Annotated in this window: 16 protein-coding genes; 11 read left to right on the top strand and 5 right to left on the bottom strand. The window is 45.7% G+C overall.

Features of this window, described 5'->3' with window-relative positions; all coding sequences use genetic code 11:
- Positions 1-49 precede the first annotated feature (49 nt).
- Both creD and OH463_RS05770 read left to right on the top strand, forming a co-directional pair.
- Complete coding sequence (gene creD / locus OH463_RS05765; RefSeq protein ID WP_269990801.1) at positions 50-1,390, top strand: cell envelope integrity protein CreD; 1,341 nt, start codon at positions 50-52, stop codon at positions 1,388-1,390.
- A complete protein-coding gene (locus tag OH463_RS05770; protein ID WP_269990803.1) occupies positions 1,377-1,805 on the top strand; it encodes a ribosomal maturation YjgA family protein in 429 nt (142 codons plus the stop codon). Before creD ends, OH463_RS05770 begins: the two co-directional genes overlap by 14 nt.
- A 246-nt stretch (positions 1,806-2,051) precedes the next feature.
- Here OH463_RS05770 and OH463_RS05775 read toward each other — a convergent pair whose 3' ends face one another.
- Positions 2,052-2,726 (bottom strand): fructose-6-phosphate aldolase, encoded by a 675-nt coding sequence (locus OH463_RS05775; protein ID WP_269990805.1) that lies wholly within the window; start codon positions 2,724-2,726, stop codon positions 2,052-2,054.
- Positions 2,727-2,982: 256 nt separating this feature from the next.
- Here OH463_RS05775 and OH463_RS05780 point away from each other — a divergent pair, with 256 nt between their 5' ends.
- Both OH463_RS05780 and OH463_RS05785 read left to right on the top strand, forming a co-directional pair.
- Positions 2,983-3,924 carry a glycyl-radical enzyme activating protein gene (locus tag OH463_RS05780; RefSeq protein ID WP_050919234.1) on the top strand — a complete coding sequence of 314 codons (942 nt, stop codon included), beginning with the start codon at positions 2,983-2,985 and terminating at the stop codon, positions 3,922-3,924.
- Between the two features lie 2 nt (positions 3,925-3,926).
- Positions 3,927-6,350: a formate C-acetyltransferase/glycerol dehydratase family glycyl radical enzyme gene (locus tag OH463_RS05785; protein WP_269990807.1), complete on the top strand. Its 2,424-nt coding sequence runs from the start codon at positions 3,927-3,929 to the stop codon at positions 6,348-6,350.
- Between the two features lie 61 nt (positions 6,351-6,411).
- On the opposite strand, the gene OH463_RS05790 is transcribed toward OH463_RS05785, so the two are convergent.
- A complete protein-coding gene (locus tag OH463_RS05790) occupies positions 6,412-7,656 on the bottom strand; it encodes a dipeptidase (protein WP_269990809.1) in 1,245 nt (414 codons plus the stop codon).
- Positions 7,657-7,963: 307 nt separating this feature from the next.
- Between OH463_RS05790 and OH463_RS05795 the strand changes: the two genes are divergently transcribed.
- Complete coding sequence (locus OH463_RS05795; protein ID WP_269990810.1) at positions 7,964-8,911, top strand: helix-turn-helix transcriptional regulator; 948 nt, start codon at positions 7,964-7,966, stop codon at positions 8,909-8,911.
- A gap of 2 nt (positions 8,912-8,913) precedes the next feature.
- Here OH463_RS05795 and OH463_RS05800 read toward each other — a convergent pair whose 3' ends face one another.
- Entirely contained in the window at positions 8,914-9,819 is a 906-nt protein-coding gene (locus tag OH463_RS05800) for a helix-turn-helix transcriptional regulator (RefSeq protein ID WP_152163883.1), read from the bottom strand.
- Between the two features lie 191 nt (positions 9,820-10,010).
- Here OH463_RS05800 and OH463_RS05805 point away from each other — a divergent pair, with 191 nt between their 5' ends.
- The 6 genes from OH463_RS05805 (at position 10,011) to OH463_RS05830 (ending at position 13,709) form a co-directional block, all read left to right on the top strand.
- Positions 10,011-10,985 (top strand): alpha/beta hydrolase, encoded by a 975-nt coding sequence (locus OH463_RS05805; RefSeq protein ID WP_269990813.1) that lies wholly within the window; start codon positions 10,011-10,013, stop codon positions 10,983-10,985.
- 11 nt (positions 10,986-10,996) lie between these two features.
- Positions 10,997-11,545: a nuclear transport factor 2 family protein gene (locus OH463_RS05810; RefSeq protein WP_269990815.1), complete on the top strand. Its 549-nt coding sequence runs from the start codon at positions 10,997-10,999 to the stop codon at positions 11,543-11,545.
- A 141-nt stretch (positions 11,546-11,686) separates the two neighbouring features.
- Positions 11,687-12,016 (top strand): hypothetical protein, encoded by a 330-nt coding sequence (locus tag OH463_RS05815; RefSeq protein ID WP_005453130.1) that lies wholly within the window; start codon positions 11,687-11,689, stop codon positions 12,014-12,016.
- Between the two features lie 30 nt (positions 12,017-12,046).
- Positions 12,047-12,511 (top strand): NUDIX domain-containing protein, encoded by a 465-nt coding sequence (locus OH463_RS05820; RefSeq protein ID WP_252045409.1) that lies wholly within the window; start codon positions 12,047-12,049, stop codon positions 12,509-12,511.
- Between the two features lie 144 nt (positions 12,512-12,655).
- A complete protein-coding gene (locus OH463_RS05825) occupies positions 12,656-13,123 on the top strand; it encodes an Sbal_3080 family lipoprotein (RefSeq protein WP_009697960.1) in 468 nt (155 codons plus the stop codon).
- A gap of 94 nt (positions 13,124-13,217) precedes the next feature.
- Positions 13,218-13,709, top strand: a complete 492-nt coding sequence (locus OH463_RS05830) for a GNAT family N-acetyltransferase (protein WP_269990818.1) — start codon at positions 13,218-13,220, stop codon at positions 13,707-13,709.
- Positions 13,710-13,787: 78 nt separating this feature from the next.
- Here the strand turns inward: OH463_RS05830 and cydX are convergent, their stop codons facing one another.
- Together cydX and cydB are read right to left on the bottom strand one after the other, a co-directional pair.
- Positions 13,788-13,895: a cytochrome bd-I oxidase subunit CydX gene (gene cydX / locus OH463_RS05835; RefSeq protein ID WP_010453186.1), complete on the bottom strand. Its 108-nt coding sequence runs from the start codon at positions 13,893-13,895 to the stop codon at positions 13,788-13,790.
- A 10-nt stretch (positions 13,896-13,905) separates the two neighbouring features.
- The gene (cydB, locus tag OH463_RS05840; RefSeq protein WP_009701255.1) at positions 13,906-15,042 is read right to left on the bottom strand and encodes a cytochrome d ubiquinol oxidase subunit II; all 1,137 of its coding nucleotides are present in this window, start codon (positions 15,040-15,042) and stop codon (positions 13,906-13,908) included.

Consider the following 15,042-nt stretch of genomic DNA (forward strand, 5'->3'; position numbering starts at 1 on the left):
TCCAAATTGCTGATTTAGATTACTTCCATCAGCAAATGGAGAATGAAATATGAAAAAGATCCTCAATAACCAACTCGGCACGAAGTTCGCTTTCGTGCTGTTTTTGTTTGTCTTACTGCAAATCCCGCTTTCAATGGTCACAGGGCTAATCTCAGAGCGCTCATATCGCCAAGATGAAGTTAGAAACGACATCGCACGCAGCAGTAGCGGCGAACAGCGTATCATTGGTCCATTCATCATGGTTAACTACACCGAAACCAGTTACCGAGATGACAAAGTACAGATTAAAGAGCGTCGTAAATTCCTCCTACCTAGCACTTTTGATATGAGCGCGAATCTGGACAGTTTTGAAAAGTACCGAGGCATTTACCGTGCGCGTTTATACAAAGCACAAGTGGCACTGAAAGGCACTTTTGATGAAGACGATCTCGCGGCGTTGCAGGGGCTTGATATTGAAAACATGAGCCTAGTGGTTGGCATTGAAGACAGCCGTGGATTGATTCGTTTGGATGACATGACCATGGCGAGTGCTGATATCGAAGTCGCACCGGGGACGGGGTTAAATCAGTTACCACAAGGCTTCCACAGTGATCTGACACTTGCAGACCTAAACCCAGCACAACCTTTGGCATTCGATCTTAACTTCTTGCTACAAGGGATGGGACAGCTTCAAGTCACACCAATTGGCAGTCAAACAACAGTGGAGCTCTCTTCAACATGGGCGCATCCAAGCTTTATCGGTGATTACTTACCAGTGTCGTCAGAGGTATCTGAAGATGGATTTAACGCGCAATGGGCGAGCAACAACTTCTCAACCAATATCGCGCAGCTGTTCCAAAGCTGTTTGTCATCGAATCACGCTTGTCACGAGCTTGAACAGCGACAAATGGGCGTAGATTTGATTGACCCCGTTGATCACTATTTGAAGTCTCACCGAGCCGTTAACTATTCACTGTTGGTTATCACATTAGTATTTGCGAGTTTCTTCTTACTGGAGTTGTTCCAAGCGCGTCCGGTGCACCCAGTGCAATACGGCTTTATTGGTCTGGCTTTAGCACTTTTCTATCTGTTGCTGATTTCGATGAGTGAACACCTCGGCTTTAACTGGGCGTATGTGGTGTCAGCAGTCGCATCGACGGGGCTTTTAAGTGTGTACGTGAGCGGTATGTTGAGCAACACCAAACACGGCGCGATATTCGGAGCGTGTTTACTTACTCTCTACGGATTACTGTTTGGCTTGCTGCAAGCAGAGAGCTACGCATTGGTTATGGGGACATTACTGTGTTTCGCGATTTTGAGCTTCACTATGGTTATCACACGCAACATCGACTGGTACGCACGAAATAAGAAAGCAGAAGAAAGCGCAAAGGCGAATCATGAAGATGTTTAAACGAGCAATTCTCACTGGTCAGCCAAGCGATATGGTGGAAGAGACATCCGCTATCCACCTGCGATTATCTGCAAAAAATGGACTGAAAAGCTTGCTGTGTTTTATCGCATTAGTCGTTATTGCGCTCTATGTTCGAGACAACTTTATTCGTCCGACATTTGGTGATGTTCTCGTTGTGGTTTGGCTCTACTACTTTCTTGCAAGTATGTTCTCTATGCCCGTTAACTGGCTGGTTTCATTGGTGGTGTTGATTGCGTTTGCCGTCGAGTTGGGGCAATTGCTTCAGGTCGCAGCTTGGCTTGGTATCGAATCTTCATCGCCTCTGGCTGTGATTTTGGGCGCCACATTTGATTGGAAAGATCTGCTGGCTTATAGCATCGGAGGTCTACTGTGTTGTTGGATAGAAAAGAAATAAAAACCGAGGTGAAAGCCATTGCGCTACCAGACCGACTTAGCCATTCCAAACGAGGTATTCGTAAGAGGCTCAAAATCAGTTTACTCAAGCGCGTGTACCTTTGGTCACTGACCAATAGAGAACTGCTGTAAACCTCACCTCTTTATATGAAATACAAAAGGGAATCTTAAACTCACCGGCGCACAGGGTGAGTTAAGATTCCCTTATTAATAGACCCTAACTAAGACGTCTAGCTGCTACTTTTAATTAGCTTTCAAATGAAAGTTTGTCGCCGAACGTCTCTTTCCAGTCTTTATCGAACTGTTCAACCGCCGGTTTTACTGCTGGGTGAGCGAACATTTGTGCCGCCACATCGGTAGGTAATGTAATGGCTTCGATACCCAGTTTCATCACCTCCATCGCTTGTTGAGTGTTCTTGAAGCTGGCTGCCAAAATCTTCGCTGGTAGTTGGTTTTGATCGAGCAACAATTGAAGATCCGCGACCACTTCAACACCGTTGCCGTTCATTGCATCAATGCGATTTACGTAAGGTGCTAGGTAGTCTGCACCGCACAGTGCTGCAAGGAACCCTTGTTGAGCTGAATAGATAGCGGTAGCAAGAACCTGAATTCCCTCTTTTTTCATTAGCTTAATTGCTGCTAAGCCAATTTCTGTTGCTGGCACTTTTACCACCATATCGTAAGGCAATTCATTCAGTTGGCGCGCTTCTGCCAACATACCTTCGACGGTTGAACTCACGACTTGAGCGTGAAAGCGAGGTGTACCACCAAGTGCTTCTTGCATGCCTGCTAGGGTTTCATTCAGACCCTGTTTTGACTTCGCCAAAATGCTTGGGTTTGTCGTCACGCCTTTTAGCGGTAGGCACTGGTTAAAGCGTTTTACTTCTGCCACATCAGCAGTATCTAAATAAAGTTCAATCATGGTTTCTACCTTAAACAAAATCTTCGTTTTGATGATGGGATCACTATAGATCTGACAATCGAACGAGATCTTGATTTTGATCAATTGAAATTTCATTTGAAATTATAATAATTTCATTAAATGAAAGTTAAGTAAAACTTGTAAACGCTCAAATGAAGCTTTCAGTTAGAAAACAGAAAAGCTGTTCATAAGACTCAACGAGCAAAAGAAACGAATTAGGTACACAGCGGTAGCACAGACCAAGAGGCAAGCAGAGATGTATTTCAATATCCAACGATTCTCTACCCATGATGGCGATGGCATTCGTTCCATTCTTTTTCTTAAAGGATGCAGCTTGTCTTGCCCTTGGTGTCAAAACCCAGAAAGTCGCAGCGAAAAGCATTCACTGCTGTTTGATCAGCGCAGCTGCATGGAAGATTGCCAGCTGTGCGTTTCTGCTTATCAAGCTACAACTCAATCTACTGCGGGTAGTGAAACGGTGAGCGATGGTATTCAACGCATCGACAACCAGATCATCATCAATCGCAAAGCCATCAAAGAGGACCAACTGATCGCGCTGCGAGACGTCTGTCCTACGCAAGCACTGACTGTCTGCGGTGAAGAGGCGAAATCAGACATGTTGTTCGACACCTTAATGAAAGACAAACCGTTCTACGACCAAAGCCAAGGTGGCGTGACATTCTCCGGTGGTGAGCCACTCATGCAAGCCGATTTGGTGGCAGAACTCGCACAACGTCTGCATGACAACCAAGTCTCTACCGCTATTGAATCGTGCATGCATGTGCCGTGGAAGAACGTCGAAAAAGCTGCGCCGCATATTGATTGCTGGTTGGCGGATTTAAAACACACCGACGAAGAAAAGTTTCTTAGCTGGGCGAAAGGTTCACTAAAACGCATCAAAGACAATTTCCGAAAACTGGCACCTATCGCGAAACGCATTGTGATTCGCGTTCCAGTGGTGCCGGGGTTCAATGACACCATTGAAGAGTTGAAAGACATCATCGATTTTGCGGCTTCACTAGAAAGCTGCCAAGAACTTCACTTGCTGCCGTACCACACGCTCGGCATCAATAAATACCGTTTGCTCGATATGCCTTACGAGTGTTCTGACAAGCCATTAAACAAACCAGAACTGCTAGAAAGCGCCATGCAATACGCAAGCGAAAACACCCAACTTAACGTGATTGTAAGAGGTTAACTATGGACCTGAATTACCTTCCTGAGCGTATCAAAGCGCACAAATTGGCACTGGTAAATATCGTAACGCCACCTGTCTGTACCGAGCGTGCAGAGGCATACACTCGTGCTTATCAAGCAAACGAAGACAAACCTGTGATTGTCCAACGTGCGCTAGCACTGCAAGAGCATTTACGCACTCGTACTATTTGGATTAAACACGATGAGTTGATCGTCGGTAACCAAGCGAGCAAAGTGCGTGCTGCGCCTATTTTCCCGGAATACACTGTACGTTGGATTGAAGCGGAAATTGATGATCTAGCCGACCGCCCAGGTGCAGGCTTTGCCGTTACCGAAGAAGATAAGCAAAGCATTCACAGCATCACACCGTATTGGCGTGGTAAAACCGTTCAAGACCGTTGTTACGGCTTGTTCACTGATGAGCAGCAAGAAATCTTAGCCAGCACCATCATTAAAGCTGAAGGCAACATGACTTCGGGTGACGCGCACCTTGCGGTGGATAACGAGAAAATCCTTAAGCTAGGCATGAACGGTTTGTTAGAGGATGTTCGTCAGCACCGTGTTAACAATGATGTTTCGACCTTTGAAGGCTTGAAGAAAGAGCAGTTCTACAAGTCGGTCGAAATCGTGCTGCTTGCGATTCAAGACCACATAGTGAGCTACTCTGAATTGGCGGCAAAAATGGCGTTAGAAGAGACGCGCCCGCTACGCAAAGCTGAGTTAGAAAGCATTGCGGCAAACTGTCGTCATGTCGCGAGCCACGCACCAGAAAACTTCTGGCAAGCACTGCAATTGAGCTACTTCGTTCAATTGATGCTACAAATCGAATCGAATGGTCACTCGGTTTCTTTCGGTCGTATGGACCAATTCCTCAACGAGTTTTATGTTCGTGATATCGAAAACGGCACGCTTGAAAAAGACTTCGCACTAGAGCTTTTACAAAGCTGCTGGTTGAAGCTGCTTGAAGTAAACAAGATTCGCTCCGGTGCACATTCGAAAGCATCGGCAGGTTCTCCGCTGTATCAAAACGTGTGTATCGGCGGTCAGAAGTTGAATGAAAAGGGTGAGCCTGAAGACGCTGTGAATCCCCTTTCTTGGGCGATTCTGGAATCTTGTGGTCAGTTACGTTCGACGCAACCTAACTTGAGTGTGCGTTACCATGAAGGTTTAAACCAAGAATTCCTGATGGGCTGTGTTGAAGTGATTAAATGTGGCTTCGGCATGCCTGCTTTCAACAACGATGAGATTGTCATTCCTGAATTCATCAAGCTTGGCGTAGAGAAAGAAGACGCTTACAACTACGCATCTATCGGCTGTATCGAGACGGCGGTTCCGGGCAAATGGGGTTACCGTTGTACGGGCATGAGCTTCATTAACTTTGCTCGTATCCTGCTCGCTTCATTGAACGAAGGTGTGGATGCAACAACGGGTAAAGCTTTCTTGCCACACGATAAGTCATTAGCAAAAGGCAACTTTGAGAGCTTTGAGCAAGTGACGACGTCTTGGGCAGAGCAAATCCGCTACTACACCCGTAAATCGATTGAGATTGATACGGTAGTCGACAGCGTACTTGAACAGCAAGCACAAGACATCTTCTGTTCAACGCTGGTGGATGACTGTTTAGCTCGTGGTAAAACTGTGAAAGAAGGCGGCGCGAAATACGACTGGGTATCTGGCTTGCAAGTCGGTATCGCAAACTTGGGTAACAGCCTAGCAGCAATCAAACACCTTGTTTTCGATGACGCACAAATCACTCAGCCAGAGCTGGCAAAAGCACTAGCAGAAGATTTCGACGGCATGGAGAACGAGCAGCTTCGCCAACGTCTTATCAACTTTGCACCAAAATACGGTAATGATGATGACGCAGTAGACCAACTACTGGCAGACGCTTACCAAGTGTACATTGATGAGCTAGAGCAGTTCGTTAATACGCGTCATGGGCGTGGTCCAATTGGCGGCGGTTACTACGCAGGTACATCAAGTATCTCGGCAAACGTCCCATTCGGTGCTTCAACCATGGCAACGCCGGACGGTCGTAAAGCGAAAACACCATTGGCAGAAGGTGCAAGCCCGTCGTCTGGCTCAGACCGTTTAGGTCCAACAGCTGTGTACAACTCGGTCGGTAAGATCCAAGCGAATAAGATCCTTGGTGGCGTGCTGCTTAACCAGAAGTTAAGCCCTGCGGCGGTTGAGTCTGAAGGGGATAAGCTCAAGCTTTCTATGTTGATTCGTACCTTCTTCAACCACCACAAGGGTTGGCATGTGCAATACAACATCGTCTCTCGTGAGACCTTGCTAGCTGCGAAGAAGAACCCTGAACAATATCGTGATCTTGTTGTGCGAGTTGCAGGCTACTCAGCCTTCTTCACCGCGCTATCACCAGATGCGCAAGACGACATCATCGCACGCACTGAGCACGAGCTGTAAGTACACTCACTAAGTAAAACAAAAGGCACCGGTTGGTGCCTTTTTGCGGTTTGGTCTGAGTTTATTTAGCCATATGCTCGTGGCGCATTTTTGTTAGCATTTCTAAGCGTTTTGAATATTGTTCTTGGAAGGCTTTTGGGTCAACGCCTTCAGAAACTTGGGCGTATACTCGCATCTTGTTGCCGCCGTAAATCTTCGCCAAGTCTTCGTTGCTGTAGCCTCGTGCCCATAAGTCATCAGTAATTGCGGCTAAGATCTTGGATAGTTCGCCGTTGCCTGTTGCGCCCTTGTTGAAGGCGTCAATCATGTAGTCGCCATCGTCATACATCTTGGCATTTTTCATCGCAAAATCGACCACGCCCTTTGTTGAGAACATGTCATCGGTTGCGATACCAACATGGTCAACGCCAACCAATTTCACATAGTAATCAATCATATCTGCCGCTTGCTTTGGCGAAATGTCCTCAGGCCATACACCATCCATCATCCACTCAGTAAAGGTTGGAGATACATAGCCGCCTGACTTCGCAGCACGAATTGCTTCATCATCAGGGATTGCACGATAACAGCCTTTTGGTGTTGCATCAGGTTCACTCTTATATAAACCCGCAGGGACTGAGTGAGAGTAGATAAATGGCGTTCCTGCATGATTCTTTTCCATGTAATCCATCGCATCATTGGCGGTCTTGGAACCGGTATGGCTCAAGTCGAGAATTACGCGGTATTTCACCATCTCATCAATCACTGATTGGCCCCAGGGCGTTAAGCCAATATCGCTGCCATTATAGGCGGCTAATTGACCTGAACCGGTACGAAAAATATCGTTGTACGCCAAGATCATGCTTTTCAACCCCATGTCTTTAAGCAGAGCCATACGAGTCACGTCTTCTTCTAAAATGGTGGCAGTTTGGCTATTCCAAAGAACGGCGGTTTTGCCTTCTACGTGCGCTTTCTCAATGTCTTGGTTGGAGTGGGCAACAATAAAATTGTCTGGTTCTTTTGCCATGGCTGCACGGTGTTTGTGGTGGTGGAAAATGAAGTCATCAAAGTTATGGTCAGCCGCAGTAATCGTATATTCATGACCAGTAATGCCGTTATCGCGTGCTAACTGGAAGTAATCGAGAAGTTGTTGATCGTCTGTCCAACCAGCACCATAAGGGCTTGCTAGCATGCCAATCACAATGGTGTCTTGAACAAAGGCTTTTGCTTTGTCTGAGGCTGGCCACGTTTTGCTTTCTACGCTGGCGTAAGCGGAGCCCATTGATACGGCGATAGTGATTGCTGCCAATGACATTTTCTTGATCATAGTAACCTCTCAATAGTGAGTGTAAGTCCGTTTATTTTGATGGATGCATCTAGCGTTTAGAGATGGCTTTTGTCGTGAACGGTTTAATTCAACTAATTGAATATTAGTCAAAACTCACATTCTTGCTGCCAATCTCTAAGCGATAACGGAAACTTGATGTGAAATACGATCTATGGCTCAAATTTTTTGCCTTAGCTTCACTCAAGTGATGTGGTTATCTTAGCCAGTTAGGAATATGAAAATGTGCATTTTGCGCCACATTTCCTATCTTTTGAAAAGCCAGTCAAGTAACGTCAGAAGTCATGTAATGAAAAGAGACGAGTTGAACTTAGGAGAAGGTGTGATTCATTCCATTCCATTGATTAGAAAAGCAATCGTGTATGATTTTCTTGGTCAGTTAGCTCTGGAGCCTACAGCACTGGCGCAACAGCAAGAGCAAGCCGACATGCCATTTGCGCTAGACACTTCAACGGCTGAGTTCATTCCTTTCCATGCTTTTTCTCGGTTGCTATCTGGGTTGAGACAGCACTTAGGTGCAACGGTATTTGTCTCTTCATTACAACTTATCGCGAAGCACGCGAGTATTAATTTGAAGTTCAACCAAGCCACGCCGGAAAACGTCATAACGAGCTTAGGGTTAAGAGCCTTGAATGTTGAAACGTCAGCTCATGTCACTCGTGTAGAAGCTCATGCTAGTGCCTTTGATCAAATAGAGACCGAGTTGTTTCTAACGGTTTATCTTCATGCGTATATGAAAGCTAGGTACCCAAATCTGCAAGAGCCGAGTGCTTATTATCTGCCCCACCCGCAAGGCCAGCCCTTAACTGAGCTCCAAATCAGAAACGACATTCCGCAGTTTCTTGGTCAAGAACATTTAGCGTTGGAGTATCCCGCTTTAGAAGGGATTGAAAGGATAAATGTATGCGCTGAGGACAAGCCTTTTGCTTACTATGTTGAGCAAGCTTTGTCTGCGTATGTTGGGCGAGTTGATATGTCTTTGGACGTGTTTAGCGAGTTAATAGGCATTTCAAAGCGCACGGTACAGCGCAGTTTGAAGCAAGAAGGCACCAGTTTTCGAGAGGTAAAAGAGGCGCTCAACTTTACCTTTGCCAAACGCGTTTTGATTCAAAGAAACAGTGCGGTTGGAGATATTGCTGTGCACTTGGGATACGCTGATGCCACTCAGTTTGTGCGTGCCTTTAAACGCGCGAATGGCATCACCCCCTTACAGTGGAAGAAAGCTAACCAGTCTTAAGATTAGCTTTCTTGTTGTTTGACGAATTGTCCCGGTGTCATGCCGAAATGGTTTTTGAATGCTCGAGTAAAGTGGGACTGGTCATTAAAGCCAAGCTCGTGCGCCGTTAAAGCGATATTGACTGAGCCAGAAGAGAGCGCCACTCGTGCTTGCTCCAAACGCTTATTCATCAGGTACTGATAAGGCGTTACGCCGATGAGCTTTTTGAATTCCCTCAGAAAGTAAAACTTACTACACCCAAGCAAGTCTGCAAGGTCATCAACCGCGATGTTGTTGCCGATGTTTTCTTCGATGTATTGGTCAATCTTATCGACTTGGTGTTGGTCGAACTTAGAGGCTGCAAGCTGGTTGTTCTTAAGGTCAAAGTAGTTGGAGTAGTTTTGGATATAGTGGGTTGCCAGGAGTGAAACCAAGTTGTTGAGGTAGGTTTTGCCATTTCGTCCTTTGGCTTTCGCTTCCAACATAAACAGCTCAATGATGCCTTTGATGGTTTCATCCAACACGTTGTAGTTGTTCAAAAATTGCAGCTCAATTCCCTCTAAGTTAAGCGGGCAGTGTGAGAAAAACTCTTGTTCTTCAATCGCTAAAATCACGAAGTAACAAGGCTCTGCCACATCATGGGTAAACGGGGTTTTAGGCGGATTAATCCAAATATTGCCTGGGCTGGTTTTTAGATCAGCGAACGTGCCATCTTTTTCAACACTCCAATTCAAATCTTTTTCTAGTGCCAATGCAAAGTAGAAGTAGGGGGTGTAGACATTCTTCGGATAGAAATAAGGGGACGTGCCTTTTTCTACCAATACGCCCGACCAATCTAATCCATGGTTTGAAAACTCAATATCCAGCACGTCGCCACAGCTTGATAGCGCATTAGATTCAGAGTCATAAAACTTAAGCTCGGACTTCATTTTCTTTCCTTTGCTCTCTTCCACTTGCTAGCTGAAATTAGCCGAGTTTTGCACATTTCGTCAACTCATTGAGGGGGCAATAAAGTACAAAAACTTGGGCAGGAATGTTCAATCTTCTCTCGCGGTGCAGCGCTAATCTATACCCAAGTTAGCCGGACAGCTCGGGCAAAACATAAGACAGAGAGGATGCCATGTTTAAGAAATCGCTTTTACTACTTTTAAGTAGTTTGCCTTTCACCACCTTTGCTCACTCAGTTTCTGCAAATGACAACAACACTAACCTAGCTTTAGAGGACACCACCATGAAACACATCGAACTCAATACTCAAGTTGGTCAACTAGCTGCAAACCTTTACTTACCAAAAGGTGCGAAGAATGCCCCAGTTGTTGTCGTGACTGGTGCGTGGACAACGGTGAAAGAGCAGATGCCAGCGGTTTATGCTCAAGCATTGGCAGAGCGAGGTTATGCGGCACTGACGTTTGATTTCCGTGGTTGGGGTGAAAGCAAAGACCAAGTGATGTACTTAGAAGATCCTGTACGTAAAACTGCAGACATTCGCGCAGTGATTGAAGCGGTGAGTCAACTCGATGGCGTTGATGCATCACGCATCGGTGGTTTGGGTATCTGTGCATCGGCGGGCTACATGTTAGATGCGGTTGCCGGTAATGACAAAGTAAAAGTAGCGGCAGTGGTTGCTCCTTGGCTGCACGATAAAGCGATGGCGACTGAAATTTATGGCGGCGAACAAAGCGCGAAAAACCTACTTGCAGCAGCGGAAGAGGCAGCACATTCATCGACTCCGGTTTACATCGAAGCGGCAAGCACAACCAATGAGAACGCGTTGATGTTCCAAGCGCCTTACTACACGGAGAACGACCGCGGTTTGATTCCTGAATATGACAACCAATACAACGTTGCATCATGGGCTGGTTGGTTGAACTACGACGCTCAAGCAAGCGCAGCAACACAAGATAAACCAGTGCTAATGGTGGCATCTGAAGCCATGGCTCTGCCTGCTGGTGTGCATCGTTACATCGAGAATGCTGGCAGCAACGTTAACGCAGTATGGCTATACAACATCAATCAATTCGATTTCTATGACCAACCAGAAGCGGTAAAACTGGCTGTCGATGAAGTTGTAGAGCACTTCGAAGCGAACCTATAAGGAGTCACGTGATGAAGCTTAAACAACTGTGGTTGCTGTTTATCGGAGTGATTGCCATGAATGTGAATGCTCAAACCATGTCTTTGGACGAAGCGAAAATTCGTAGCAACATTAACAGCTTCTCGGCTTTGGCAGACCAAGACGCATTTGAGTACTTAGGTCGACTGTTCGCTCCAGAATTAACGGTGGATTACACTTCGCTGTTTGGCGGTGAAGCCCAACAAGTCAAACGCCAAGATTTAATGCAGCAGTGGGCGGGATTCCTGCCTGGGTTTGATGCGACATTCCATGACTTGAGCAATCTACGCGTCTCTATTGATGGCGATAAGGCGAGTGTGACAGTGGATTTCATCGCTAGTCATTGGCTCGGTGAAGAAGGTTTCTGGGCGGTTTCGGGTGAATACGAGTTTGGTTTGCAACGGGCGGGCGATAACTGGCAAATCACTTCAGTGACACTGAATCGAAAATCAGAACAAGGTAGCCGAAATATCTTGGCAGACGCGCCTAAGCATGCAGCGCAGAACTTAAAAGCGCGCGAAGCACTGAAAGTGACGTACTAATAAACGCGTCAGAGCGTCACAAAGGCACCAATTGGTGCCTTTTTCTATTTGAGCTGTATCGTGTTTAGTTGCATAACTGATTGATTAATTAAGTGGTTTAAATAGGGTAGGAGAAAATTAAAAAGAAGGGTAGAAGAACGGATGTTTTTACTCATCGCAATACTTGCAGGGGTAGCGGCGTTAATTTGGTTTTATCGAGAAGGGCAAGTCATTGGCTTGAACCGGATCCTCGGCATACTTTATTTTATTACTTACGCTGTGGTGTATTTGTACATTCCACCATTTCTCGAAATGGGGCATCAATACATTGGCAAAACTTACGAGTTGATCCCCATTGCCTGCCTTTATGGCATTTTGCACCCAGATCCTGAGGAAGCAACGACTGAACAGAAGGCGATAAGCTTTTTTTCATGGTGTGGCTTGATCTTTATCAGCTGTTTCTTGTTGTATTTCAAAATGAATGTCTGGTGAGAAACTAAACACTAAGCTCAAGGAAGATAAATGAGTGCCAGTCACTACCTAAAAGAGCTACGCAGCAAAGTAGGTAATCAAGTATTAATGATTCCGGGCGTTGCCGCTGTGATCCTTAATGAAAGCAACCAACTTCTGTTGCAAAAGAAATCTGATGGCAGTTGGAGCTTACCAGCAGGCATGATTGAACCAGGTGAGTCACCTTCGCAAGCTGTGATTCGAGAAGTAAGAGAAGAAACCGGACTCGCGGTTGAAGTTGAACGTGTGCTCGGTGTTTTCGGTGGAGAGGGATTTGGTTTTGCTTATCCAAACGGAGACCAAGTTGAATACACAGTGATCATGTTTAAGTGTCAACAAACAGGACAGTTTGCAGAAGACTTAGATGAGGAGACTAGCGAGCTAGCTTGGTTCTCGAAATCAGATATGCCGACACTTGCTTTGCCTTATCCTCTTGAGTGCTTATTTGCAGAAAACATCGAGCCATTAGTTTCGTAATAATCATCGAACTAGAATGTATTTATCCTGTTGATTTTGTGAGAAAGATTATTGAGGCATTGAATGAAAACTGTCAGTATCCAACATTCGATGCTGATTATTCATTTGGCGTCATTGGTTGTTATTTATAAGCAGAGAAAAAATATGTTTAAAAAAGCTCTAGTTCTAGCTCTTCCTGTTGTATTAGCAGGTTGTTCCGCACCTAAATATACGGCTGAGCCGATTGCGCAGTCGAATCAAAGCAAAGAAATCACCATCGTAAAAGATAATGCGACAAGAGCAGTGTTCTTAGATTCTTTGCAAGAATGGTGCTTAGACACTGCGCGTAAATGTACAGTGGTCAGTGATGGCACTGCACCCAAGGCAGATGAACTGACGCTAACCTATGTGTCTCGCTGGAGTTGGGACTTTAGAACCTTTATTGCGGATGCAAAGATTAACGCTTATAAAAATGACCAGAAAGTTGGTCAAGTTGAATTTAAAGCACCAAACAATGGTAATTTGGACAAATTTGGTACAGATACCAAGCGTATCGAGTCGATGATTAAGATCTTATTTGGAGAGCAGACAATTAGCGATGCTCAACAGAAAATTAAATCTGGTGAAATCTAAATACATAGCTTAAGAACATAATGAAAGCTCAAAAGTAATGTCCTTCTTTTGAGCTTTATTTTTTGTGATATTTAAGCCTGAAAGATGGTGCTATATGGAAATAGTTAAAGCCAATCTCAGCCATTTTGAAGCGTTTGAGCAGTATGTTGAAAAGTGTGCTCTGGCGGGAATGGAAATGTACATCATCGCCCAAAGCGACAGTGAAGCGCTGCTGAAAAAACGAATTGGATACGCGAAAGGCGAAGGTTTGCCGGAAGGTTGGACGCCGTCTTCGACATATTTCTGTATAGAGGAAGGAGTGATACTTGGTTCGATTCGGGTTCGTGATGGTAATAACGACTACCTTGAAAATGTGATTGGGCACATTGGTTACGAAACTGCGCCAGATGCTCAAGGCAAAGGCATCGCCACATTCATGTTGAATTGGGTGAAAGCCGAGGTTATAGAAGACAGCGCTATCGTTACTTGTGATGTGAACAATACCGCATCAAAACGCGTGATCGAAAAAGCGGGTGGCGAGTTCCTCAATACATTCTATTCAGAGCAAGATAAATACGCAGTGCGCCGCTATCGATTGTCGGCATAGTAAGCTCATTGAGATGAACAAACGCCCTCGTGATTAAGGGCGTTTGTTATTGGGAATGTTCCGTTCTGAAGTGAGAGGTTAGAACTCTTCCTCTTCAAAGCGTCCTGTGTTCTCTAGCCATAAACCATTGATGACGCCAAAGGCGCAGGCGAGTAATACGCCAAGTACCCAACACATGTACCACATACTTGCCTCCTTAATAGAGCGATGAGCTGTTGCTGCGGATGTAGTTGTTATCCAAACGTCCGAACATTTTGTAATAACACCATGCGGTGTAGCCCAAAATCACAGGAACAACGATGATGGCAACGATAGAAATGATGCCGAGCGTTTTCTCACTCGATGTCGCATCCCATAACGTTAAGCTGTGTGATGGGTTGATGCTTGATGGCATGATCATCGGGAACAAGGTGACGCCTGCGGTTAAGATGATGCAAGCGATCGCAATACTCGACATAGTGAACGCCACTCCAGCACGGCGAGAGACTGTTGCCCAAAAGCACACGAGTAAGCTGGTTACCGCAGTGAACGGAATCAGCCAAAGTTGTGGCATTTCGCTGAAGTTATGCAATAAGTCACCTGCAATACTCACCACTTGTTTGTTGAGTGGGTTTGAAATGCCATCTTTTAGCATCGCGCCGATGATGATGTAACCGGATTGCGATGCCGCAAACAAACCACCGAACATAAACAACATCATGGTTGCACCCGCACCCCACAACGTAATGTTTTGTGCTCGTGCACGTAGATCATGTTTTGTCTTCATTTGAAGGAAAGCAGCCCCTTGTGTCACCACCATGGTCAAGCTCACTAAGCCACACAGAATTGGGAATGGAGTGAGCAAGTCAAAGAACCCACCTTGATAATCGAGCATCAGCAAGTTGTTTAACTCGAACGGTACGCCAACCAACAAGTTACCGAAGCCAACCCCAAAGATAATTGGTGGAATAACACCGCTGATGAACAAGGCGATATCACACACATTGCGCCATTGCGGATTATCGATTTTAGCTCGGTAATCCATACCAATAGGACGCAACCAAAGGGATGCGAGCACCAACAGCATGGCAATATAGAATCCGGAGAACGCTGCGGCGTATACCAAGGGCCATATCGCGAAGATGGCACCGCCAGCGGTAATCAGCCAAACTTGGTTGCCGTCCCAGTGCGGCGCGATAGCGTTAAGCATTACGCGGCGCTCTAGGTTCTTTTTCCCCATAACAGGGAGCAGCGCGGCTACCCCCATATCGAATCCGTCGGTGATGGTAAAACCAATCAACAGCACACCAACGATCGCCCAAGTAAATAGGCGTAGGTTTTCGTAATCAAACAT

Source organism: Vibrio sp. NFR (assembly GCF_027587095.1).
GTDB classification, from domain to species: Bacteria; Pseudomonadota; Gammaproteobacteria; order Enterobacterales; family Vibrionaceae; genus Vibrio; species Vibrio harveyi.

What these genes read in the sequence shown, in the direction of transcription:
- OH463_RS05815 (WP_005453130.1), top strand. Translation starts at nt 11,687, where the DNA reads ATGTTTTTACTCATCGCAATACTTGCAGGGGTAGCGGCGTTAATTTGG.
- OH463_RS05785 (WP_269990807.1), top strand. Translation starts at nt 3,927, where the DNA reads ATGGACCTGAATTACCTTCCTGAGCGTATCAAAGCGCACAAATTGGCA.
- OH463_RS05790 (WP_269990809.1), bottom strand. Translation starts at nt 7,656, where the DNA reads ATGATCAAGAAAATGTCATTGGCAGCAATCACTATCGCCGTATCAATG.
- OH463_RS05820 (WP_252045409.1), top strand. Translation starts at nt 12,047, where the DNA reads ATGAGTGCCAGTCACTACCTAAAAGAGCTACGCAGCAAAGTAGGTAAT.
- creD (WP_269990801.1), top strand. Translation starts at nt 50, where the DNA reads ATGAAAAAGATCCTCAATAACCAACTCGGCACGAAGTTCGCTTTCGTG.
- OH463_RS05825 (WP_009697960.1), top strand. Translation starts at nt 12,656, where the DNA reads ATGTTTAAAAAAGCTCTAGTTCTAGCTCTTCCTGTTGTATTAGCAGGT.
- cydB (WP_009701255.1), bottom strand. Translation starts at nt 15,042, where the DNA reads ATGTTTGATTACGAAAACCTACGCCTATTTACTTGGGCGATCGTTGGT.
- OH463_RS05800 (WP_152163883.1), bottom strand. Translation starts at nt 9,819, where the DNA reads ATGAAGTCCGAGCTTAAGTTTTATGACTCTGAATCTAATGCGCTATCA.
- OH463_RS05775 (WP_269990805.1), bottom strand. Translation starts at nt 2,726, where the DNA reads ATGATTGAACTTTATTTAGATACTGCTGATGTGGCAGAAGTAAAACGC.
- OH463_RS05780 (WP_050919234.1), top strand. Translation starts at nt 2,983, where the DNA reads ATGTATTTCAATATCCAACGATTCTCTACCCATGATGGCGATGGCATT.
- OH463_RS05805 (WP_269990813.1), top strand. Translation starts at nt 10,011, where the DNA reads ATGTTTAAGAAATCGCTTTTACTACTTTTAAGTAGTTTGCCTTTCACC.
- OH463_RS05795 (WP_269990810.1), top strand. Translation starts at nt 7,964, where the DNA reads ATGAAAAGAGACGAGTTGAACTTAGGAGAAGGTGTGATTCATTCCATT.
- OH463_RS05810 (WP_269990815.1), top strand. Translation starts at nt 10,997, where the DNA reads ATGAAGCTTAAACAACTGTGGTTGCTGTTTATCGGAGTGATTGCCATG.
- cydX (WP_010453186.1), bottom strand. Translation starts at nt 13,895, where the DNA reads ATGTGGTACATGTGTTGGGTACTTGGCGTATTACTCGCCTGCGCCTTT.
- OH463_RS05770 (WP_269990803.1), top strand. Translation starts at nt 1,377, where the DNA reads ATGAAGATGTTTAAACGAGCAATTCTCACTGGTCAGCCAAGCGATATG.
- OH463_RS05830 (WP_269990818.1), top strand. Translation starts at nt 13,218, where the DNA reads ATGGAAATAGTTAAAGCCAATCTCAGCCATTTTGAAGCGTTTGAGCAG.